Below are 19,505 nucleotides of genomic sequence, written 5' to 3' on the forward strand. Positions count from 1 at the left end.
AACTCGCCGATGGCCTCCCCCGTCGACCCGCCCATCTACCGCGCACTGCTGCTCCACTGGCGCAGCAGCGGCCGGACCGTGCCGGGCCACCGCGACCCGGAGTGGACCCGGGCCGCGGCCCTGCCCGCCTGGCCGGAACGGCCGCTGGGAGGGGTCTGAAGCCTCCTGAGGGTCAGCGGGTCTCCGGACCCGCGAGGTGGCGCGCGATGACCATGCGCTGGATCTGGTTGGTGCCTTCCACGATCTGGAGCACCTTGGCCTCGCGCATGAGCCGCTCGACCGGGAAGTCCAGCGTGTAGCCGTAGCCGCCGAGCACCTGGACGGCGTCGGTGGTCACGCGCATGGCCGCGTCCGTGCAGAACAGCTTCGCCATGGCCGCCTGGCGGGAGAAGGGCTCGCCGGCGTCGCGCAGCCGTGCCGCCTCCAGGTAGAGCGCCCGACCGGCCTCGATCTGGGTGGCCATGTCGGCGAGCATGAAGCGCAGCCCCTGGAAGTCCGCGATGGGACGGCCGAACTGGCGCCGGTCGGTGGCATACCGCACGGCCTCGTCCAGGGCCGCCTGGGCGACCCCGATGGCGCAGGCGGCGATGCCGAGGCGGCCGGAGTCGAGCGCGGAGAGCGCGATGGCGAAGCCCTGGCCCTCCTCGCCGATGCGGCGGTCGTCACCGACCCGTACGCCGTCGAAGTTGAGCTGGGCCGTGGGCGAGCCCTTCATCCCCATCTTCTTCTCGGGCAGAGCGGCGTTGAGCCCTTCGGCGTCGCCGGGGACGAGGAAGGCCGTGATGCCGCGCGGGCCCTCCACGCCGGTGCGGGCGAGCACGGTGTAGAAGTCGGCGACGCCGCCGTGGGTGATCCACGCCTTGGTGCCGGTGATGACCCAGTCGTCGCCGTCGCGTACGGCCCTGGTGCGCAGGGAGGCGGCGTCGGAGCCGGAGGCGGGCTCGGAGAGGCAGTAGGCGCCCAGCAGGCCGCCGGAGAGCATCGCCGGGAGGTGCGCGGCCTGCTGCTCCTCGGTGCCGTAGCCGGCGAGCGCGTGGCAGGCCAGCGAGTGGACGCTGACGCCGAGGCCGACGGTGAGGCGGGCCGCGGCCAGCTCTTCCAGCACCTGGAGGTAGACCTCGTAGGGCTGGTCGCCGCCGCCGTGGGCGGAGCCGTAGGGAAGTCCGAGGAGGCCGGATTCGGAGAGGAGGGCGAAGACCTCGCGCGGGAAGTGGCCCGCGTCCTCCTCCTCGGCCGCGCGGGGAGCGATCTCCTTGGACACGATGTCGCGGACGAGCGCGACGAGCTGCCGGGACTCCTCGGTGGGCAGACGGCGTTCCACCGGCTGCGGGGCACGGTCGGACATGACGGCGCTCTCCTCCCTGTCGGGCGTTGCGACGGTCACGCGCTCGGGGTGTGAGAGGCGCCGCCGGGTGATCTCCCGGGACGGAGCCGGGAAAAAGCAGACTGCCCAGCCGATCCTGCCCTCCCGGGTCTCGGGCGGCGCGGGCCGGCTGCTGTGGCGGGTTGAGTATGCCCGATCGGATGCCTCCCGTCACGGGTTAAGGGCTGGTCAAAGGGGATGAAGGGCCCCGCGAGAATCCGCGAATTGGTCCGAACCATTGACCCATTGGTCTAGTCCTTCTACGGCTCCCCGGCGAACGCCTTCCCGCGTTCATGCCAAACCGGGCGCATACGGCCAGGAGTTCGCCCCCCACGAAGAGCCACGATGCTCACATCGCACCGTCCCCCCACCCGGCTCCGGGCGCTCGCAGCGGCCGTCTGCACGGCGGCGCTCGGCGCCACCCTGCTGAAGGTTGTTGCAGAAGGGTGGGCGTGGGCAGGTCGAAGTGGTGTTCGACCTGCTGGTTCAGCCTGCCATGGCGAGGTTGTGCATAGTGGCGACGGCTTGGATGGCGCGATGGAGGCCATCTCCTTCCTGGCGGCAGTCGCGGAGGATTTTTCAGTTCTTCATGCGGGCGAAGGCATGCTCGACGCGGGCACGGACGCGTCGGTGTTGGGCGTCGTCCTCCTCCTGGCCGCGCAGGAGTGGGCGTCCGGCTCTTCTGCGGTGCGGGACGACCAACCCGGTGCCCAGGTAGGCGCCATCCGCGATGACCGTGGTCCCGGCCGCGATGGCGCGCAGGTCCGACTCCCCCCAGGCGTGGGCGTCGGCCTTGTTCCCGGGGACGGGGCGGGCTGAGGCGATCACCAGGCGGCTGCCCGCATCAATGATGACCTGCACATTCGCCGAGAACCGGTAGTTACCCCAGGACGCGGCGACCGTACGGTCACGGACCGGGACGAGGGTTCCGTCCACGATCCACAACCGTTTGACATCCGCGACGGGCCGTGGAGCAGACTCGATCGCCAGGAGCGGCCCCAGGCGCTGGATGACTCGGCAGACGGTGGCCGGGGAGACTCCGAAGAGCAAGCAGGTGAACGTCTCCACCCACAACAGCTCAGCCCGCAACACCCCCCATACAATGAGGAATGGCCTAACTCAGGTGTTCTGCAACAACCGTTAGTCGCCGTCGCGCGGAGTGTGAGGGGCGGTGTGCCGGACAGGTGCTCCGCCTCTTCGGCGTACACGCCTCGAAGGCGGCACATGAAGGTTGGGCAACACGGTGTTCGTTTGGTGGCAATGTTCAGTGCCCAGAGGGGAGATCCTGCGCTTCTCGTACGAGAACCTCTTCGGTTTCGGTAAGGAAACCTCTCCGGCTTTCGTACAGAAACCTCTCCGGCGCGCCTCCCGCAGCTTCTTCCGTTTTCTCGCGGGAACTTTTTCGGCCACCTGGCCGACTACTGCCCCATGGGAAGAGACCGTGACCGAGGACCCTGGGTCGGAGCGCACGCCGGGCATGGCTACCTTGTGTCCATGCGTGCACGGGGCGGCTGGCCGACGCGAGCGGCCAGGGGCCTGCTCTGCGGTTCGGCCTGCCTGTTCCTCGGTGCCCTGAGCCATGTCGCGGCGGGCGGACGGCTGCCCGGAGCGGGCGTGCTCGCGCTGCTGTTCCTGGTCCTGAGTGTGCAAGGAGCGCTGCTCTTCGGCGGCCGGCGGCGCGGCTTCGACGTCGTGACGCTGGTACTGGGCGGCACGCAGTTCGCTCTGCATAGCGCCTTCCACTTCCTCCCGGCGTCCGGCGGAGGACCGCGTTCCGCGACGGCCGCCAGGCACGAGCACCACATGTCCGGGCCGGCCGACGGTCAGGCTGGCGAGCACGTCATGGACACCGGGATGACCCTGGCCCATGCGGCGGCCACCCTCGGAACGGCCCTCTGCGTGATCCACGGAGAGCGGGTGCTGCGGCGCCTCGCGGCCCTGTTCCTCCCTCGCCTCGCCCTCCGGCCGACGCCGTCACTCCCCTGCCTGCCTCGTCTGCGCCCGGCGCCGCCGGTGGTCGCGCGGATCCGGTTCGGGTCGCTCCTCGCCCGGACCTGCCACCGGCGCGGGCCGCCGGTGGCGGTCGTGGCCTGACGGCCTCCGCACCTCGCCGCGCACGCCGGAGCTGATCCGGTGGAGTGCGGCCCGCGTGCGGGCGCCGCCCGGTCGCGAACGCCACCGCTTCCCACCGCCCGGGCAGAACCCGGCCCCCACCGGCAGGTCCGCGGAGTCTTCCTCCGGCCTGCCCTCCGAGGAGCACGCATGTCTCGCAGAACCGAAGAAATACCGCAGAACGACCACGACCCCACCGGCCCCGCGACAAGCGAACCGGACAGCGACAGACCCGACGCCCTCACGAAACCGGCCGCCACCGACACGACGGACGGCTCCGCGCAACCCGTCGCCACCGACAGGACCGACGGCCCCGCGGATCCGGCCGACGGCCCCGAAACCCTCGCGAAACCCGCCCCCGGCCAGCCCCGCTCCTGGGACGCCGTACGCCACCTCCTCGTCCGGCTGCACTTCTACGCCGGCGTCCTCGTCGCGCCCTTCCTGCTGGTGGCCGCCGTGACCGGGCTCGCCTACACGCTCACGCCCCAGCTCGACCAGCTCGTCTACGGTGACCAGTTGCGGGTCGAGCGGGTCGGTGACGCGCCCCGGCCGCTGGCGGAGCAGATCGCCGCCGCGCGGGCGGCCTATCCCGAAGGCACCACGGCTTCGGTGACCACGCCGTCGGGTCCCGAGGACACCACGCGGGTGGTGCTCGCGGTGCCGGAGCTCGGCGAGAACCAGCGCACGGTCTTCGTCGACCCGTACACCGCCGAGGTACGAGGTGAGCTGACGACCTGGTTCGGGTCGACGCCGCTCACCACCTGGCTCGACGACCTCCACCGCAACCTCCACCTCGGCGAGTTCGGCCGCCTGTACTCCGAGGTCGCCGCGAGCTGGCTCTGGGTGGCCGTCGCGGGCGGGCTCGTCCTGTGGCTCGGGCGCAGCCGGGGACAGCGTGCGAAGTCGGCCCGGGGCGCACTGCTTCCGGACCGCAAGGCCCGGGGGGTGCGCCGGACGCGCAGCTGGCACGCGGCCACCGGAGTGTGGCTGGCGCTGGGGCTGCTCTTCCTGAGCGCCACCGGTCTCACCTGGTCGAACTACGCCGGTGAGCGGTTCGGCCGGCTGCTGGACGCGGCGAACGGCAACGCCCCGGCCCTCGACACCGCGCTCCCGGGCGCGGAGGCTCCCGCCGAGGACCACTCGGACCACGCCGGCCACGGCGGCTCCGGCGAAGCGACGGCCGACGCCGACCCGGCCGACTTCGACACGGCCCTCGCGGCGGCCCGGGACGCGGGTCTCGGCGGCACGGTGGTGGTCACGCCCGCGGCGGACGCGGCGAGCACGTGGACCGTGGCGCAGAACGACAACGTCTGGCCGGTGCACTACGACCGGGTGGCCGTGGACGTGGCCGGCGGCGAGATCACCTCACGCACCTACTGGGCCGACCACCCGGCCCTGTCCAAGCTCAGCAAGCTCGGTGTGCAGGGCCACATGGGTGTGCTGTTCGGGGTCGTCAACCAGATCGTCCTGGCGGTGATCGCGCTGGGTCTGACGGCGGTGATCGTCTGGGGCTACCGCATGTGGTGGCAGCGGCGGCCCACCCGCGACGACCGCCGCGCGCCTGTCGGCCGGGCCCCGGAGCGCGGCGCCTGGCGGCGGCTGCCGCTGCCGGTCCTGATCCTGGGCATCCCGGCGGTCATCGCGCTGGGCTGGGCGCTGCCGGTCCTCGGCGTGACGCTGGCCGCGTTCCTGGTGGTCGACGTGGTGGTGGGCGCGGTCCGGCGACAGCGGCGTAGCGCCTGAGTGCTCGGTACGAGGCGCTCGGCCGGGACCATCCGGCCGAGCGCCTCACCGTGACGTCACTTCCGGCCGACGCCCGCGTACATCGCGACGTCCGGCGCCGCCTGCTCCGGCCGCCATGCCGAGCAGGAGACCACGCCGGGCTCCAGCAGCTCCAGGCCGTCGAAGTAGCGCGCGACGGCGGCCGGGGTCCGCTGGGTGAGCTTCGGGGTGCCGTGCTCGTTCCAGAAGGCCACCGCCTCGTCGACGTCCGGCATGTCCGGGTGCGTGACCGTGTGCGAGAGGACGAGGTGGCTGCCGGGGGCGAGCGCGTCCATGAGGCGGCGGACGAGGGCGTACGACTCCTCGTCGTCCTCGATGAAGATGACGACGCCGAGCAGCATCAGGGCGACCGGCCGCGCGAGGTCGAGCGTCTTCGCCGCGGCGGCCAGGATCGAGTCGGTGTCCCGCAGATCGGCGTCCAGGTAGTCGGTGCGGCCCTCGAGCGTCCCGACCAGCAGAGCCCGCGCGTGCGCCAGGACGAGCGGGTCGTTGTCCACGTAGACGACCCGCGCGTCCGGGGCGGCGCGCTGCGCGACCTCGTGCGTGTTGTCGGCGCTCGGCAGCCCCGTACCGATGTCCAGGAACTGCCGGATGCCCTCCTGACCGGCCAGGTGGTGTACCGCCCGGCCCAGGAACAGCCGGTCCGCCTTCGCGTACGCACCGATGCCGGGGTGCAGCGCCCGGATCCGGTCACCGGCCTCCCGGTCGACCGGGTAGTTGTCCTTCCCGCCGGTCCAGTAGTTCCAGATCCGGGCGGTGTGCGGCCGGGTCGTGTCGATGCGCGATTCGATGTCGGTCACACCGTCAACTTATCGCACGAATTCCAGCAACTTCCTTGCTCCGAAGGCACATTGGCCTCGCCGCCGGCAGAGTCCGCCGGACACGCCCCGGCCAGGATCACAGCAGCCCGGACGACCGCAGTACGCGGCGCTGCGCCGGCGTCGGCCCTGACGGCCAGTACACGTAACAGACCCCGCCCGTACCACTTCTGACCTGGCCGTTCGCGTTGTAGCGCTTGGTGCGGAGCCAGATGTTCTCCCAGGCACGCCGCGGATAGACGCGCCGTACCGCCTCGTTGTCCGGCGAAGCGGGATCGTTGGCGATCACGTCACCCTCGCGGGTGAACCCGACCACCGTCATCAGGTGGCCCGCCGTTCCGTAACCCGCTCCGGGCAGCTCCTCCTGGAGGAAGGACTGCGAGGTGATGACGGGGATTCCGGCGTGGACCAGCCGCTCCAGGTCGGTGAGTGAGCCGAGGCGGGTGACGACCGCGTTCAGGTCGCGGTAGGTGGCGGCGTAGGCGGCGTTGAAGGGCCAGTTGCCGCAGCCGCCGTACTGATAGTCGTACGTGTACCGAGCGGCGTGGCAGACCTGCGGGTCGGGCAGGCCGGGCCGGACCCAGGCGAGGTCCTCGGCCGTCGGTTTGCGGCCCCAGTACTCGACGATCATCTGCGAGGAGGTGGGGCTGCACCACGCCTCGCCGCCGTTGTCGTACTCCGGGTACTGGCCGATGTGGACGTTCTGCGAGTAGCGCGGGACCCGCAGTTCGCGGGCGTGGGCCGGGCTGGTCGCCGGGACGGTGAAGCGGTCGGGGATGTCGGAGGCCATCGCGCCGACGCGCCAGACGGTGGGGGTCAGGCGGCTGCCTGGGGTCCGGTACAGCGTGAGGCGGAGGCGGTACGCGGTGAACCGTACGCCGCTCGCCGCGTCGTCCACCGAGAGCGTGTCGGTCCAGACCGAGCTGTGCGGGTCGCCTTGGCCGTCCACCGAGGTGCGGCGGATGTCGCCGTCGCCGGAGGCCCAGCGGCCCATCACGAACCACGGGGTCGCCGTGCCGTCCGCGTAGGTGGCGCTCAGCTCGATCGCGATCCAGGTGCCCGCGGGCGTACGGGCGTTCCAGGAGGTGATCAGCTCGGTGGCGGGGACGGCGGAGCGGTGGAGCGGCGAGGTCCAGGTGGCGTACTCCCAGGCGGCCGTCTTTCCGGTGTGCGGATCGGTGTAGTCGGTACGGCCGGTGGCGGTGGCGATGGCCAGGCCGGGGCGGACGCCGGCGAGGACGCGGGTGCCGTCGCCGGAGCCCCAGCGCCAGTCGGTGTACGTGTGCCAGAAACGGTTGTCCACGAGAGGTGCGGCTGCCTGGGGTGCGGAGGGCTTGGACGCGGGTGCGGCTGCTGCGGGCCCGGCGGATGCGGCGGCGCCCGCTCCTGCCGTTGCTGCCGCGAGTGCGGCGGTCAGGACGGTCCTGCGTGAGGTCGGACTGGTCATGGGCGAAACCCCCGGTCATGGATGGGAGTGGGGCTGCGGATGCCGATCGGTGCGCCAACTATCCCGGCTCCGGCCTCGGCCGGGCCAGCTTTTCGGCCTGCGTCGCGCCACCAATATGGGTCTGGACCACTGGCGTGACCTGCGGCGCGCCGGGCCGGCCGGGACCCGGCCCGTACGCTGGCTCCATGAACGACCTGGTCCGCCACGCCGCCGCCCTGCGCTCGCTGCCCGCCTCCTGCGGGCCGGTGCGACTGGTCGCGGTGGACGGGCACGCGGGCTCCGGCAAGAGCACGTTCGCCGGGCGGCTGGCGGAGGCGCTGGGTGGTGCGCCGGTGCTCCATCTGGACGATCTCGCCACCCACGAGGAGCTGTTCGGCTGGACGGAGCGGCTGCGGGACCAGGTGCTGCTGCCCTTCGCGCGCGGCGAGGCCGCCCGGTACGCGCCGTACGACTGGACCGAGCGGCGCTTCGGACCGGCGCGGAGCCTGGAGCCGGCTCCGGTGGTCCTGGTCGAAGGTGTCGGCGCGGGCCGCCGGGAGGTGCGGCCGTGGCTGGCGGCGCTGTGCTGGATGGAGCTGGAGCGGGAGGTGTCCTGGAAGCGCGGCCGGGCGCGGGACGGCACCGGGCTCACGGAGTTCTGGGACGGCTGGACCGCCGCCGAGGAGGCGCACTTCGCCGAGGACCCTTCACGCCCGTACGCCGATCTGCTGGTACGTCAGGTTCCCGGCGGATACGCGTGGCGGGAAGGGCCCGGCGCGACAGCGGGAGCGAACCGTTTCGTCACCGACGGTAGGCAGCACACACCTCCGTACTGAGCAGTCGGAAATCAGCCGGGAAGTGCCCCAACTCGGCTTGACCGAGGGCCCTTACTGGTCTTACGTTCTCATTGTGCGGCTTTTCGGAGCCCCCGCAGACGCGAAGCCCCCGGTTGTTCCCCCGTGATCGGGGGCTTCGTCCTGTGCGCGCACCGCCGCCCGGCGACCACACAGAGCGATTCACTCACCCTCGGTCACCATCCGCCCGGTCCGCCGATGACCCGCTCTCTCCTCCTTGCGCGGGTACGATGCACCTCGGTGCGGTCAATTCCCTTCCTTCGCGCAGTGATTCGGCACGCTCAGGTGGGCATGATGTGCGGGCGGGACATCCTGGGGGAACGGTTGGCGTGGGGGACCTGATGGACATCGGCACACCGGGCGCACACGCCCCCGCCGACCTCGCCTGGCTGCGCGGCATGGACGCCTACACGATGGGCGCCTATCCGCAGGCCGAGGAGGAGTTCAGAACTGCGGTACGGATCGATCCCGGCATGGCGGACGGCTGGCTCGGCCTCCACGCGCTGCGCATCGACACCGCCACCGCGCTGTTACGCATGTACCGGCACCGCGAACGCTTCGGCGAACAGCGGACCCGGCACCGGCGGCCGCTCAACTCCTGGTACTGGCTGGGCTGGTGGGTGCAGCCGCTGCTGGAGAGCCCGCGCGATCTGCTGCTCGCGCACGCCTCGCACTGGCTGGACGGACGCCATGTGCCGGAGCTGGACCGGGCGTTGGCGGGACTGCCGCCGGTGGACACGGACCCGCAGGTCCGGTTCCTGCACGCCTGCCGCTCGTATCTGGTCAAGGACTGGGAGCAGCTGGTCCGATACACCGAACAGCTCGTCGACGATCCGATGCTCGGCATAGAGGCAGGGCTCTTCGGCGGCATGGCCCGGGTCCGGCTGGAGATGTACGGACAGGCCGAACCGCTGCTCTCCGCCGCCCTGATGCGCTGTCGCAGCGAGCAGCCGCAGCGCAAGGAGCTGCGCTACTGGCTGGCGCGGGCGCATGAGGGCACCGGGCGCAGTGCGGCGGCGCTGCCGTTGTACCGGGCGGTGCACCGGGTCGATCCGGCCTTCATGGACACCTCGGCCCGTCTCGCGGCGATCTCGGAGGGCGACGGGTACGACGAGTCCGCCGACCTGGCCGCCGTGATGCTCACCGGTTTCGGAGCGGGAGGCGCGGGAGGCGCGGAAAGCACGGGGGCCGAGGCGCTGGTGGACGGCGACGCGGCGCTGGGGACCGACCTGGTGGACGGCCGCGAGCCGTGGTCGATCGGTGACGCCGGCCTGCTCGGCGACGGTGACGGGGACGCCCCGGCGCCTTCGCCGACCGGCCCGGTCGAAGGCGTACGGCGGACGAGGACGCGGAAGCCGCCACCGTTCCCGGCCGGGCCGAGCGATCCGGTCCTGCTGGCCGAGGCACTGGCCCAACTGGAGCGCATGGTCGGCCTGGAACCGGTGAAGCGTCAGGTGAAGGCGCTCTCCGCACAGCTGAACATGGCCCGGCTCCGGGCCGAGCAGGGGCTCCCGGTCCAGCCGCCGAAGCGCCACTTCGTCTTCTCCGGCCCCTCCGGCACCGGCAAGACCACGGTGGCCCGCATCCTCGGCCGGGTCTTCTACGCGCTGGGCCTGCTCGGCGGCGACCATCTGATCGAGGCCCAACGCGCCGATCTCGTAGGCGAGTTCCTGGGTCAGACGGCGGTGAAGGCCAACGAGCTGATCGACTCGGCGCTCGGCGGGGTGCTCTTCGTCGACGAGGCGTACAGCCTGGCCAACTCCGGTTACAGCAAAGGCGATGCGTACGGCGACGAGGCCCTCCAGGTCCTGTTGAAGCGGGCCGAGGACAACCGGGACCACCTCGTCGTCATCCTCGCGGGCTACCCGGAAGGCATGGACCGGCTCCTCGCCACCAACCCGGGCCTCTCCTCCCGGTTCACCAGCCGGGTCGACTTCCCGAGCTACCGGCCGCTCGAACTCACCGCGATCGGCAGCGTGCTGGCCGCCGAGAACGACGACGTGTGGGACGAGGAGGCGGTCGACGAGCTGCGCTCCATCAGCGGCCATGTGGTGGACCAGGGCTGGATCGACGAGCTGGGCAACGGCCGCTTCCTGCGCACGCTGTACGAGAAGAGCTGCGCCTACCGCGATCTGCGGCTCTCCGGCTATCCGGGGACGCTGAGCCGGGAGGACCTGTCCACGCTCCGGCTGCCGGACCTGATGCAGGCGTACGGCGAGGTGCTGTCCGGGCGCGGACCGGTCGGCCGGGACAAGCGGGAGCCGGGCGGGATGTGAGTCCTTGAGGACCGGCCTGTACGGGGATGAGCAGACCGGCAGGACCGCGCCTCGCCCACCCCCGTACGCCTCGGATCCGTACGCCTCAGGACACCAGCGCCCCGTCCTCCGCACCCGCCGCGTCCACCGTCCGCAGCGGCACCGGCACCGGCACCACACGGTGGGCCGGGTCGCGGACCTCGCCGACCAGCGTCTCCAGAACGTCCTCCAGCGCCACCAGGCCCAGGACGCGGCCCGAGCCGTCCGCGACCTGGGCCAGGTGCGTCGCGGCGCGGCGCAGCACCGTCAGGGCGTCGTCGAGCGGGAGTTCGGCCCGCACGGTGGTCATCGGGCGCCAGAGCTGCTGCGGGACCGCGCGGTCGGCGTCCTCCAGGTCCAGGACGTCCTTGACGTGCAGGTAGCCCATGAACGGCCCTCCGCCCTCCTCCGCGCAGACCGGGAAGCGGGAGAAGCCGGTCCGTACCGTCAGCTCCTCGATCCGGCGCGGCGTCACCGACGGGTCCACGGTCACCAGCCCGTCCCGCTCCAGCAGGACGTCGGTCACCGGCCGGCTGCCCAGGATCAACGCGTCCTCCAGCCGCTCCCGCGCCTCCGGGCCGAGCAGCCCGGCCTGGCCGGAGTCCCCGACCAGGCGGTTGAGCTGCTCGCTGGTGAAGACGGCCTCCACCTCGTCCTTCGGTTCGACGCCGAAGCCGCGCAGCACCGCACCGGCGCAGGCGCCCAGCGCGGTGGTGACGGGACGGCAGAGCCGGGCGAAGGCGACGAGGCCGGGACCGAGCCGGAGAGCGGTGCGCTCCGGCTCGGCCATCGCGAGGTTCTTCGGGACCATCTCGCCGATGACCAGGTGCAGGGCCACGACGAGCGCGAGCGCCAGCGCGAAGCCGAGCGGATGGATGAGGCCTTCGGGAAGGTGCACCGCGTGGAAGACGGGCTCCAGGAGGCGGGCCACGGTCGGCTCGGCGACGGCTCCGAGGGTGAGCGAGCAGACGGTGATGCCGAACTGGGCGGCGGCCATCATGCGCGGCAGGTTCTCCAGCCCGTACAGGACGGTCCGGGCGCGGCTCGATCCCTGTGCGGCCAGCGGTTCGATCTGGCTGCGGCGGACGGAGACGAGAGCGAACTCCGCGCCGACGAAGAAGCCGTTCGCCAGCACGAGGAAGGCGGCGAACAGGAGCTGGACCAGGCTCATCGCACGGCCTCCAGCACCGCGTGCGCGGAGGCACTTGGCAGGCTCCGCGTCACCGTGTCCGCCGACGGGCTATCCGTCACCGTGTCCTCCGGTGGGTCCTCCGTACGGGTGAAGCGGACGCTCTCCGCGCGGTTGTGGCCGACCCGGCGGACGGTGATACGCCAGCCGGGAAGTGCGATCCGGTCGCCTGGCGCGGGGATGCGGCCGAGCAGGTCGGCGACGAGCCCGGCGACGGTCTCGTACGGACCCTCCGGCAGCTCCAGGCCGGCCCGGCGCACGGTGTGGACCCGGCAGCTGCCTTCGGCGTCCCAGGCCGGACGGCCGTCCTCGCCGGTGGCGGCGGTGAGTTCGGGGCGGTCGGAGCCCTCCGCGTCGTGCTCGTCGCGGACCTCGCCGACCAGCTCCTCGATGATGTCCTCCAAGGTCACCACTCCGGCGGTGCCGCCGTACTCGTCGACCACGACGGCTATCGGCTGCTCGTGGCGCAGCCGCCGCAGCAGCCGCTCGACGGGCAGCGTGCCGGGCACCAGGAGCGGGGCGACGGCGATCGTGCCGGCCGGAGTGCGCAGGCGCTCGTGGGCCGGGACGGCGAGGGCGTCCTTGAGGTGGACCATGCCGACGACCTCGTCGATGCGGTCCCGGTAGACCGGGAAGCGGGAGAGGCCGGTGGCGCGGGTGAGGTTGAGGACGTCCGCGGCGGTGGCGGAGGAGTGCAGGGCGCTGACCTTCACGCGAGGCGTCATGACGTGCTGGGCGGTGAGCCCGGCGAGCGACAGGGTCCGTACGAAGAGGTCGGCGGTGTCCTGTTCCAGGGTGCCGGCCTCGGCGGAGTGGCGGGCCAGGGAGACCAGTTCGCCGGGGGTGCGGGCGGAGGCCAGTTCGTCGGTCGGCTCGACGCCGAAGAGCCGGACCAGCCGGTTGGCCAGCGTGTTCAGCGCGGTGATGACGGGCCGCAGCAGGGTGGCGAAGCGTGCCTGCGGTCCGGCGACGAAGCGGGCGACCTGGAGCGGCCGGGAGACCGCCCAGTTCTTCGGGACGAGTTCGCCGACGACCATCTGGACGGCGGAGGCCAGCAGCATCCCGATGACGATGCCGACGCCCGGGACCGCGCCGGCGGGCAGTCCGGTGGCGGTGAGGGGTCCGGCGAGCAGCTGGGCGAGGGCCGGTTCGGCGAGCATGCCGACGACCAGCGAGGTGATGGTGATGCCGAGCTGGGTGCCGGAGAGCTGGAAGGAGAGTTCGCGCAGCGCGTGGACGACGGTACGGGCCCGCCGGTCGCCTTCGGCGGCCGCGCGTTCGGCGTCGGGCCGGTCCACGGTGACGAGCCCGAACTCGGCCGCCACGAAGAATCCGTTGGCGAGGATGAGGAGGACAGCCGCCGCGAGGAGCAGCAGAGGCGTGGTCATGAGGCCGCCGCCTCCGGTGAAGGGGCGGCGCAGGTACTACCGGACGATCCGTCCATTGCTGGAGGGAGTCACTCCTTGGGTCGCAGGAAAGCCCCGCGGGCCCTGGATGGAGGGCCGTGCATCGGGCGGGGTGGGGCGCACGGGCGCCGCCGTCCACCAGCGTAGACAACAGGGCTCCGCGCGGCGCGGGTGCTCCGCCGGTCAGGTGGTGGCGTCGCCGGTGGTCGAACGGGACTCGGCGAGGGCGCGCAGGGCGCGGGCGTCGCGGATGGCCTGCTGCTTGGCGATGCCGGGCTGGATGCCGAGGGCGGGCATGCTGGTGCCGTCGCTGAGGTCGAGGAAGACCCAGGGGTCGCCGGAGCGCAGGTTGACGCGGAGGATCTCCTCCCACGCCAGCCTGCGGGTCCGGGTGAGGTTGACGACGGTGACCCCGGCCTCGTCGGCCGTCACCTTGGGCCTGCTGAGCAGGGCCAGGACGCCGAAGAAGAGCGCGGCGACGAAGACGAAGGTGATCCGCTCCCCCGGATTGAGCCGCTCCAGCATCAGAGCGATGACCGTGATGACGAGGAACATCGCCAGGCCCACGCTCAGCAGGACCACCCGGGTGCGGGTGGGCCGGAAGGTGACCGGGAGGGCGGGGACTTCGGGCCGGGGCGCGGACATCGGGCTCTTCTCTCGGGTTGTGCGGTGGCCGGGCGCTCAGAGGCCTCGGGCGTGGATCGCCGTGGTGCTCAGAGACGGCAGGCGTGGATGGCCGTGGTGAGGATGGCGCGGGCGCCGAGCTCGTACAGGTCGTCCATGATCCGCTGGGCCTCCTTGGCGGCGACCATGGAGCGGACGGCGACCCAGCCCTTGTGGTGCAGCGGCGAGATGGTCGGCGACTCCAGGCCCGGCGTGAGGGCGACGGCGCGCTCCAGGTGCTCGACGCGGCAGTCGTAGTCCATCATCACGTAGGACCGGGCGACCAGGACGCCCTGGAGGCGGCGGAGGAACTGCTGGACCTTCGGGTCGTCGGCCGGCGCGCCGTTGCGGCGGATGACGACGGCCTCGGAGGTCATGATCGGGTCGCCGATCACTTCGAGTCCGGCGTTGCGCATGCTGGTGCCGGTCTCGACGACGTCGGCGATGATCTGGGCGACGCCGAGCTCGATGGCGGTCTCGACCGCGCCGTCGAGGTGGACGATCGACGCCTTGACGCCGGACTCCTCGAGGTGGGCGGCGACGATGCCTTCGTACGAGGTGGCGATCGTCATGCCGTCGAAGTCCTGCGGGCCCGTGGCGGTGCCGGGCTTGGTGGCGTAGCGGAAGGTCGAGCGGGCGAAGCCGAGCTGGAGGATCTCCTCGGCGTCGGCGCCCGAGTCCAGGAGGAGGTCGCGGCCGGTGATGCCGATGTCGAGCTTGCCGGAGCTGACGTAGATCGCGATGTCGCGCGGGCGGAGGTAGAAGAACTCGACCTCGTTCGCCGGGTCGACCAGGACCAGCTCCTTGGACTCCTTGCGCTGCTGGTAACCCGCCTCATGGAGCATCGCCATCGCAGAGCCGGAGAGTGCACCCTTGTTGGGGACGGCGATGCGCAGCATGAGGTCAGGTTCCTTTGTGCGGAGGGAGAACGGGGGTTGTGCGGTGCTCGGGCCGGGCTCAGAGATGGGCGTAGACGTCGTCGAGCGAGATGCCACGGGCGACCATCATCACCTGGACGTGGTACAGCAGCTGCGAGATCTCCTCGGCGGCGGCTTCCTTGCCCTCGTACTCGGCGGCCATCCAGACCTCGGCGGCCTCCTCGACGACCTTCTTGCCGATGGCATGGACGCCCTTGTCCACCAGTTCGGCGGTGCGCGAGGTGGAGGGGTCGCCTTCGGCGGCCTTGAGCTGGAGCTCGGCGAAGAGCTCTTCGAAGGTTTTATTCGCCATGATGGTCCTCAGAATACGGGGTCGCCGGAGGGCACTCAGCGCCAGGGTTCGCTGACGGTCCGCAGCGTGGCCGCTGTGGCCACGGCGGCGGTGACCGCTTCGTGCCCCTTGTCCTCGTTGGACCCTTCGATGCCCGCCCGGTCGAGCGCCTGCTCCTCGGTGTCGCACGTCAGTACGCCGAAGCCGACGGGCACGCCGGTGTCGACGGTGACCTGCGTGAGGCCCAGGGTGACGCCCTGGGACACGTACTCGAAGTGCGGGGTGCCGCCGCGGATGATCACGCCGAGGGCCACGATCGCGTCGTAACCGCGGCCGGCGAGCACCTTGGCGACGACCGGCAGCTCGAAGGAGCCCGGGACGCGGAGCAGCGTCGGCTCGTCGATGCCGAGCTCGTGCAGGGCGCGCAGGGCGCCGTCGACGAGGCCGTCCATGACCTTCTCGTGCCACTGGGCCGCGATGACGGCCACCCGCAGGTCGGCGCAGTTGCGTACGGACAGTTCGGGGGCACCCTTGCCGCTCATGGTTCTCCTGAAACTCGTGACGTAGAAGTGGTCGGTCGTTACTGGTTGGCGCAGGGCGACGCGGGAGCGCCGTCGAGCCAGGGCAGGTCGTGGCCCATGCGGTCGCGCTTGGTGCGCAGGTACCGCAGATTGTGCTCGCCGGCCTGGACGGGCATGGGCTCCCGGCCGGTGACGGCGAGTCCGTGGCGCAGGACGGCGTCGGTCTTCTCCGGGTTGTTGGTCATCAGCCGGAGGCTGCGTACGCCGAGGTCCGTGAGGATCTGCGCGCCGGCCGCGTAGTCGCGGGCGTCGGCGGGCAGGCCGAGCTCCAGGTTGGCGTCCAGGGTGTCGACGCCGCGCTCCTGGAGTTCGTACGCGCGGAGCTTGGAGAGCAGGCCGATGCCGCGTCCTTCGTGGCCTCGGAGGTAGACGACGACGCCCCGGCCCTCCTCCGTGATGCGCCGCATGGAGGCGTGCAGCTGAGGGCCGCAGTCGCAGCGCTGGGACTGGAAGACGTCGCCGGTCAGGCACTCGGAGTGGATGCGGACGAGGATGTCCTCGCCGCCGTTCTCCGTGATGTCGCCGTGGACGAGCGCGACATGTTCGACGCCGTCGACGGTGGAGCGGTAGCCGTACGCGGTGAAGTCGCCGAACTGCGTGGGCAGCCGGGTCTGCGCCTCGCGGCGGACGGTCGGCTCGGCGCTGCGGCGGTAGGCGATCAGGTCCTCGATGGAGATGATCGTGAGGCCGTGCTTGCGGGCGAACGGGATCAGCTCGGGCAGGCGCAGCATGGTGCCGTCCTCGCCCGCGATCTCCACGATGGCTCCGGCGGGACGGAGTCCGGCGAGCTTGGCCAGGTCGACGGCGGCCTCGGTGTGGCCGTTGCGGACGAGGACGCCGCCGGTGCGGGCGCGCAGCGGGAAGATGTGGCCGGGACGGACGAAGTCGCCGGGTCCGGCGGTGCCGCCCGCGAGCATCCGCAGCGTGGTGGCGCGGTCGGCGGCGGAGATGCCGGTGGTGACGCCGTGGGCGGCGGAGGCGTCGACGGAGACGGTGAAGGCGGTCTGCATCGACTCGGTGTTGTCCGTGACCATCTGCGGGAGTTCGAGCCGCTCCAGCTCGTCGCTCTCCATCGGCGCGCAGATCAGGCCGCGGCACTCGCTCATCATGAAGGCGACGATCTCCGGGGTCGCCATCTCGGCGGCGATGACGAGGTCGCCCTCGTTCTCGCGGTCCTCGTCGTCCACGACGACGACGGGCCGGCCGGCGGCGATGTCACGGACGGCCTGCTCGACCGGGTCCAGGGAGAGGTCCTCGGCGAGCGGGTCGTGGCCGGGGTGCAGCCAGGTGGGCTGAGCAGTCATGCCGTGGCTCCTTCCAGAGCGGGTGTCCGCGTACGCAGCCACCAGTCGCGCATCCCCCACAGGACGAGGGCGCCGTAGATGATGTAGACGAAGCCGGAGAAGGCGAAGCCGTTGGCGAAGTTCAGCGGGACGCCGACGAGGTCGACCAGGAGCCAGGCGAACCAGAACTCGACCATGCCCTTGGCCTGGGCGTACATGGCGACGATCGTGCCGACGAAGATGTACGCGTCCGGCCACGGGTCCCAGGAGAGCGACGGGAACAGGGTGAACAGGCCGCCGACGGCGAGCGTGCCGAGCGCCGCGGCGCCGATCAGCACACCGCGCTCGCGCCAGGTGGCGAAGCGGACGGCGAGGGAGCCGTCCTGGGCCTGCTGCTTGCCGCGCTTCCAGGCCTGCCAGCCCCACAAGGCGACGACGATGACGACCAGCTGCTTGCCCGCGCTGCCGGAGAGGTGGGCGGAGGCGAAGGCGGTGAAGAGGATGGCGCCGGCGAGGAGCTGGGCGGGCCAGGTCCAGATGGAGCGCCGCCAGCCGAGTGCCAGGGCGGCCAGGCCGATGAGGTTGCCGATCATGTCGGCCCACTTGATGTGCTGGCCGAAGACGGTGAAGGCCTCGGAGTTGAGCCAGGAGACGGTGTTCATCGCGGGTCCTGCCCGGACAGATCGCTTCCCGGCAGCGGGTCCTGCCCGGCGGCCTGGTCTCCGAGCAGCGGGCCCTGTACGGAGCCGGACCGGTCGCCGAGCAGCCGCTCGACGTACTTGGCGATCACGTCCACCTCCAGGTTGACCGGGTCTCCGGGCTGCTTGTGGCCGAGCGTGGTCAGGGCGAGGGTGGTGGGGATGAGGCTGATGGTGAAGTAGTGGTCGGCCGCCGCCTCGACGACGGTGAGGCTGACGCCGTCGACGGTGATGGAGCCCTTCTCGACGACGTACCGGGTCAGCTCGGGCGGCAGGGAGACCTTGACGATCTCCCAGTGCTCGGAAGGCGTGCGCTCCACGATGGTGCCGGTGCCGTCCACGTGGCCCTGGACGATGTGTCCGCCGAGCCGGCCGCCGAGCGCCATCGGCCGCTCCAGGTTGACCCGGGAGCCGGTGGTGAGAGCGCCGAGGCTGGAGCGCTTGAGGGTTTCGGCCATCACGTCGGCGGTGAACTCGCCGTCGCCGGTCTCCACGACGGTGAGGCAGACGCCGTTCACCGCGATGGAGTCGCCGTGCTTGGCGCCGTCGGTGACGACGGGGCCGCGCAGCCGGAAGCGGGAGGCGTCGGCGAGCTGCTCGACGGCGGTGACCTCACCCAGTTCTTCGACAATTCCGGTGAACACTCAGTTTCCCTTCCGAGCAGGGGCGGGGGCGGCGGTGACGCGCAGATCGGGGCCGATGCGGACCGTCTCGGTCACATCGAGGCGCAACGCGCGGGAGATGGTGGTGATTCCGGCGTCGCCGAGGGCCGCGGGGCCCGCGCCGAGGAGGACCGGAGCGAGATAGCCGACGACCTTGTCGACCTTTCCCGCGGCGACGAAGGCTCCGGCGAGCGTCGGGCCGCCTTCGAGGAGTACGGAGAGGACGCCGCGCTCGTGGAGCGCGGCGAGGAGGGCGTCGAGGTCCAGGCCGGTGGCGGCGCGGGGCAGCCGCAGGACGGTGTCCTCCGGGAGGTGGCCGGCCGGGACGTCGGCGGCGACCGCGATCAGCGTGGGCGCGGTGGAGTCCAGGACCCGGGCGCCGGGTTTGACGGCGGTGGCGTTCGTGTCGACGACGACGCGGAGGGGCTGGGTGGCGCCGTCGATGCCTCGGACGCCGAGCTGGGGGTCGTCGGCGCGGGCGGTGCCGGAGCCCACGATCACCGCGTCGGCCTCTCCACGGAGCCGGTGGACGTCGGCGCGGGCCTCCGGCGAGGTGATCCAGCGGCTGGTGGTGTCGGCGGCGGCGATCCGGCCGTCCAGGGTGGCGGCGTACTTCCACAGGACGTACGGCCGGCCGAGGCGGACCGAGGTGAGCCAGGCGGCGTTCCCGGCCTCGGCCTCATCGGCGAGGAGGCCCCGCTCGACCTGGACGCCGGCCGCGCGCAGGGTCTCGGCACCGCCGGTGGCCTGCGGGTTCGGGTCGCCGACCGCGTACACGACACGGCTGATCCCGGCGGCCAGGAGGGCCTGGGCGCAGGGGCCGGTGCGGCCGGTGTGGTTGCAGGGTTCGAGAGTGACGTAGGCGGTGCCGCCCCGGGCCCGCTCACCGGCCGCGCGCAGCGCGTGGACCTCGGCGTGCGGCCCTCCGGCGCGCTGGTGGAAGCCTTCACCGGCCACGGCTCCGGAGGCGTCGGTGATGACACATCCGACGACCGGATTGGGGCTGGTGGAGCCGAGACCGCGGGCGGCGAGCGTGACGGCTCGGCCCATGGCGGTGATGTCGGCTGCGGTGGCCACCGGGTCCTCCTGCCTCTTCGGGCACGGACTCCGGGGCCTGTCGATGTCGACAGATGAAGCGGCTCACCAGGGGAAACGCCGAAAAACC

At 71.9% G+C, this 19,505-nt stretch carries 18 protein-coding genes and 1 pseudogene; 5 read left to right on the forward strand and 14 right to left on the reverse strand.

Features of this window, described 5'->3' with window-relative positions:
• The first annotated feature begins 9 nt into the window (after positions 1–9).
• Positions 10–159: a hypothetical protein gene (locus ABZ267_RS32105; RefSeq protein ID WP_356754196.1), complete on the forward strand. Its 150-nt coding sequence runs from the start codon at positions 10–12 to the stop codon at positions 157–159.
• Between the two features lie 13 nt (positions 160–172).
• Here the strand turns inward: ABZ267_RS32105 and ABZ267_RS32110 are convergent, their stop codons facing one another.
• Positions 173–1,345, reverse strand: a complete 1,173-nt coding sequence (locus ABZ267_RS32110; protein ID WP_356754198.1) for an acyl-CoA dehydrogenase family protein — start codon at positions 1,343–1,345, stop codon at positions 173–175.
• A 504-nt stretch (positions 1,346–1,849) separates the two neighbouring features.
• A pseudogene (locus ABZ267_RS32115) lies at positions 1,850–2,467 on the reverse strand (transposase).
• A gap of 390 nt (positions 2,468–2,857) precedes the next feature.
• Between ABZ267_RS32115 and ABZ267_RS32120 the strand changes: the two are divergent.
• Both ABZ267_RS32120 and ABZ267_RS32125 read left to right on the forward strand, forming a co-directional pair.
• Positions 2,858–3,457 carry a hypothetical protein gene (locus tag ABZ267_RS32120; protein WP_356754200.1) on the forward strand — a complete coding sequence of 200 codons (600 nt, stop codon included), beginning with the start codon at positions 2,858–2,860 and terminating at the stop codon, positions 3,455–3,457.
• Between the two features lie 168 nt (positions 3,458–3,625).
• Positions 3,626–5,218, forward strand: coding sequence for a PepSY domain-containing protein (locus ABZ267_RS32125; RefSeq protein ID WP_356754202.1), 1,593 nt, complete (start codon positions 3,626–3,628; stop codon positions 5,216–5,218).
• Positions 5,219–5,274: 56 nt separating this feature from the next.
• Here the strand turns inward: ABZ267_RS32125 and ABZ267_RS32130 are convergent, their stop codons facing one another.
• Both ABZ267_RS32130 and ABZ267_RS32135 read right to left on the reverse strand, forming a co-directional pair.
• Complete coding sequence (locus ABZ267_RS32130) at positions 5,275–6,057, reverse strand: SAM-dependent methyltransferase (protein ID WP_356754204.1); 783 nt, start codon at positions 6,055–6,057, stop codon at positions 5,275–5,277.
• 97 nt (positions 6,058–6,154) lie between these two features.
• A complete protein-coding gene (locus ABZ267_RS32135) occupies positions 6,155–7,522 on the reverse strand; it encodes a peptidase C39 family protein (RefSeq protein ID WP_356754206.1) in 1,368 nt (455 codons plus the stop codon).
• A gap of 185 nt (positions 7,523–7,707) precedes the next feature.
• On the opposite strand from ABZ267_RS32135, the gene ABZ267_RS32140 reads away from it, so the two are divergent.
• Both ABZ267_RS32140 and ABZ267_RS32145 read left to right on the forward strand, forming a co-directional pair.
• Positions 7,708–8,337: a hypothetical protein gene (locus ABZ267_RS32140; protein WP_356754208.1), complete on the forward strand. Its 630-nt coding sequence runs from the start codon at positions 7,708–7,710 to the stop codon at positions 8,335–8,337.
• Between the two features lie 359 nt (positions 8,338–8,696).
• Positions 8,697–10,631 carry an AAA family ATPase gene (locus tag ABZ267_RS32145; protein WP_356754322.1) on the forward strand — a complete coding sequence of 645 codons (1,935 nt, stop codon included), beginning with the start codon at positions 8,697–8,699 and terminating at the stop codon, positions 10,629–10,631.
• An 85-nt stretch (positions 10,632–10,716) separates the two neighbouring features.
• On the opposite strand, the gene ABZ267_RS32150 is transcribed toward ABZ267_RS32145, so the two are convergent.
• From ABZ267_RS32150 to ribD, 10 genes are all read right to left on the reverse strand, one after another.
• Entirely contained in the window at positions 10,717–11,820 is a 1,104-nt protein-coding gene (locus ABZ267_RS32150; RefSeq protein WP_356754210.1) for a hemolysin family protein, read from the reverse strand.
• Complete coding sequence (locus ABZ267_RS32155; protein WP_356754212.1) at positions 11,817–13,226, reverse strand: hemolysin family protein; 1,410 nt, start codon at positions 13,224–13,226, stop codon at positions 11,817–11,819. The genes ABZ267_RS32150 and ABZ267_RS32155 overlap by 4 nt, the downstream gene beginning before the upstream one ends.
• 201 nt (positions 13,227–13,427) lie before the next feature.
• Positions 13,428–13,889, reverse strand: coding sequence for a PH domain-containing protein (locus tag ABZ267_RS32160; protein ID WP_356754214.1), 462 nt, complete (start codon positions 13,887–13,889; stop codon positions 13,428–13,430).
• A 68-nt stretch (positions 13,890–13,957) separates the two neighbouring features.
• Positions 13,958–14,806 carry an ATP phosphoribosyltransferase gene (gene hisG, locus ABZ267_RS32165; RefSeq protein WP_356754215.1) on the reverse strand — a complete coding sequence of 283 codons (849 nt, stop codon included), beginning with the start codon at positions 14,804–14,806 and terminating at the stop codon, positions 13,958–13,960.
• Between the two features lie 58 nt (positions 14,807–14,864).
• Positions 14,865–15,137: a phosphoribosyl-ATP diphosphatase gene (locus ABZ267_RS32170; RefSeq protein WP_018490177.1), complete on the reverse strand. Its 273-nt coding sequence runs from the start codon at positions 15,135–15,137 to the stop codon at positions 14,865–14,867.
• Between the two features lie 35 nt (positions 15,138–15,172).
• Positions 15,173–15,658 carry a 6,7-dimethyl-8-ribityllumazine synthase gene (ribH, locus tag ABZ267_RS32175; RefSeq protein ID WP_018512495.1) on the reverse strand — a complete coding sequence of 162 codons (486 nt, stop codon included), beginning with the start codon at positions 15,656–15,658 and terminating at the stop codon, positions 15,173–15,175.
• A gap of 38 nt (positions 15,659–15,696) precedes the next feature.
• Positions 15,697–17,001 (reverse strand): bifunctional 3,4-dihydroxy-2-butanone-4-phosphate synthase/GTP cyclohydrolase II, encoded by a 1,305-nt coding sequence (locus ABZ267_RS32180; protein ID WP_356754218.1) that lies wholly within the window; start codon positions 16,999–17,001, stop codon positions 15,697–15,699.
• Positions 16,998–17,642: a nicotinamide mononucleotide transporter family protein gene (locus ABZ267_RS32185; RefSeq protein ID WP_356754220.1), complete on the reverse strand. Its 645-nt coding sequence runs from the start codon at positions 17,640–17,642 to the stop codon at positions 16,998–17,000. The genes ABZ267_RS32180 and ABZ267_RS32185 overlap by 4 nt, the downstream gene beginning before the upstream one ends.
• Positions 17,639–18,322, reverse strand: coding sequence for a riboflavin synthase (locus ABZ267_RS32190; protein WP_356754222.1), 684 nt, complete (start codon positions 18,320–18,322; stop codon positions 17,639–17,641). The genes ABZ267_RS32185 and ABZ267_RS32190 overlap by 4 nt, the downstream gene beginning before the upstream one ends.
• On the reverse strand, positions 18,323–19,417 hold the full coding sequence (gene ribD / locus ABZ267_RS32195) for a bifunctional diaminohydroxyphosphoribosylaminopyrimidine deaminase/5-amino-6-(5-phosphoribosylamino)uracil reductase RibD (RefSeq protein ID WP_356754224.1): 1,095 nt from the start codon (positions 19,415–19,417) through the stop codon (positions 18,323–18,325).
• Between the last annotated feature and the right edge of the window lie 88 nt (positions 19,418–19,505).

It is taken from the genome of Streptomyces sp. NPDC006174 (assembly GCF_040614075.1).
GTDB lineage: Bacteria > Actinomycetota > Actinomycetes > Streptomycetales > Streptomycetaceae > Streptomyces.

What these genes read in the sequence shown, in the direction of transcription:
- ABZ267_RS32105 (WP_356754196.1), top strand. Translation starts at nt 10, where the DNA reads ATGGCCTCCCCCGTCGACCCGCCCATCTACCGCGCACTGCTGCTCCAC.
- ABZ267_RS32110 (WP_356754198.1), bottom strand. Translation starts at nt 1,345, where the DNA reads ATGTCCGACCGTGCCCCGCAGCCGGTGGAACGCCGTCTGCCCACCGAG.
- ABZ267_RS32120 (WP_356754200.1), top strand. Translation starts at nt 2,858, where the DNA reads ATGCGTGCACGGGGCGGCTGGCCGACGCGAGCGGCCAGGGGCCTGCTC.
- ABZ267_RS32125 (WP_356754202.1), top strand. Translation starts at nt 3,626, where the DNA reads ATGTCTCGCAGAACCGAAGAAATACCGCAGAACGACCACGACCCCACC.
- ABZ267_RS32135 (WP_356754206.1), bottom strand. Translation starts at nt 7,522, where the DNA reads ATGACCAGTCCGACCTCACGCAGGACCGTCCTGACCGCCGCACTCGCG.
- ABZ267_RS32140 (WP_356754208.1), top strand. Translation starts at nt 7,708, where the DNA reads ATGAACGACCTGGTCCGCCACGCCGCCGCCCTGCGCTCGCTGCCCGCC.
- ABZ267_RS32145 (WP_356754322.1), top strand. Translation starts at nt 8,697, where the DNA reads ATGGACATCGGCACACCGGGCGCACACGCCCCCGCCGACCTCGCCTGG.
- ABZ267_RS32150 (WP_356754210.1), bottom strand. Translation starts at nt 11,820, where the DNA reads ATGAGCCTGGTCCAGCTCCTGTTCGCCGCCTTCCTCGTGCTGGCGAAC.
- ABZ267_RS32155 (WP_356754212.1), bottom strand. Translation starts at nt 13,226, where the DNA reads ATGACCACGCCTCTGCTGCTCCTCGCGGCGGCTGTCCTCCTCATCCTC.
- ABZ267_RS32160 (WP_356754214.1), bottom strand. Translation starts at nt 13,889, where the DNA reads ATGTCCGCGCCCCGGCCCGAAGTCCCCGCCCTCCCGGTCACCTTCCGG.
- hisG (WP_356754215.1), bottom strand. Translation starts at nt 14,806, where the DNA reads ATGCTGCGCATCGCCGTCCCCAACAAGGGTGCACTCTCCGGCTCTGCG.
- ABZ267_RS32170 (WP_018490177.1), bottom strand. Translation starts at nt 15,137, where the DNA reads ATGGCGAATAAAACCTTCGAAGAGCTCTTCGCCGAGCTCCAGCTCAAG.
- ribH (WP_018512495.1), bottom strand. Translation starts at nt 15,658, where the DNA reads ATGAGCGGCAAGGGTGCCCCCGAACTGTCCGTACGCAACTGCGCCGAC.
- ABZ267_RS32180 (WP_356754218.1), bottom strand. Translation starts at nt 17,001, where the DNA reads ATGACTGCTCAGCCCACCTGGCTGCACCCCGGCCACGACCCGCTCGCC.
- ABZ267_RS32185 (WP_356754220.1), bottom strand. Translation starts at nt 17,642, where the DNA reads ATGAACACCGTCTCCTGGCTCAACTCCGAGGCCTTCACCGTCTTCGGC.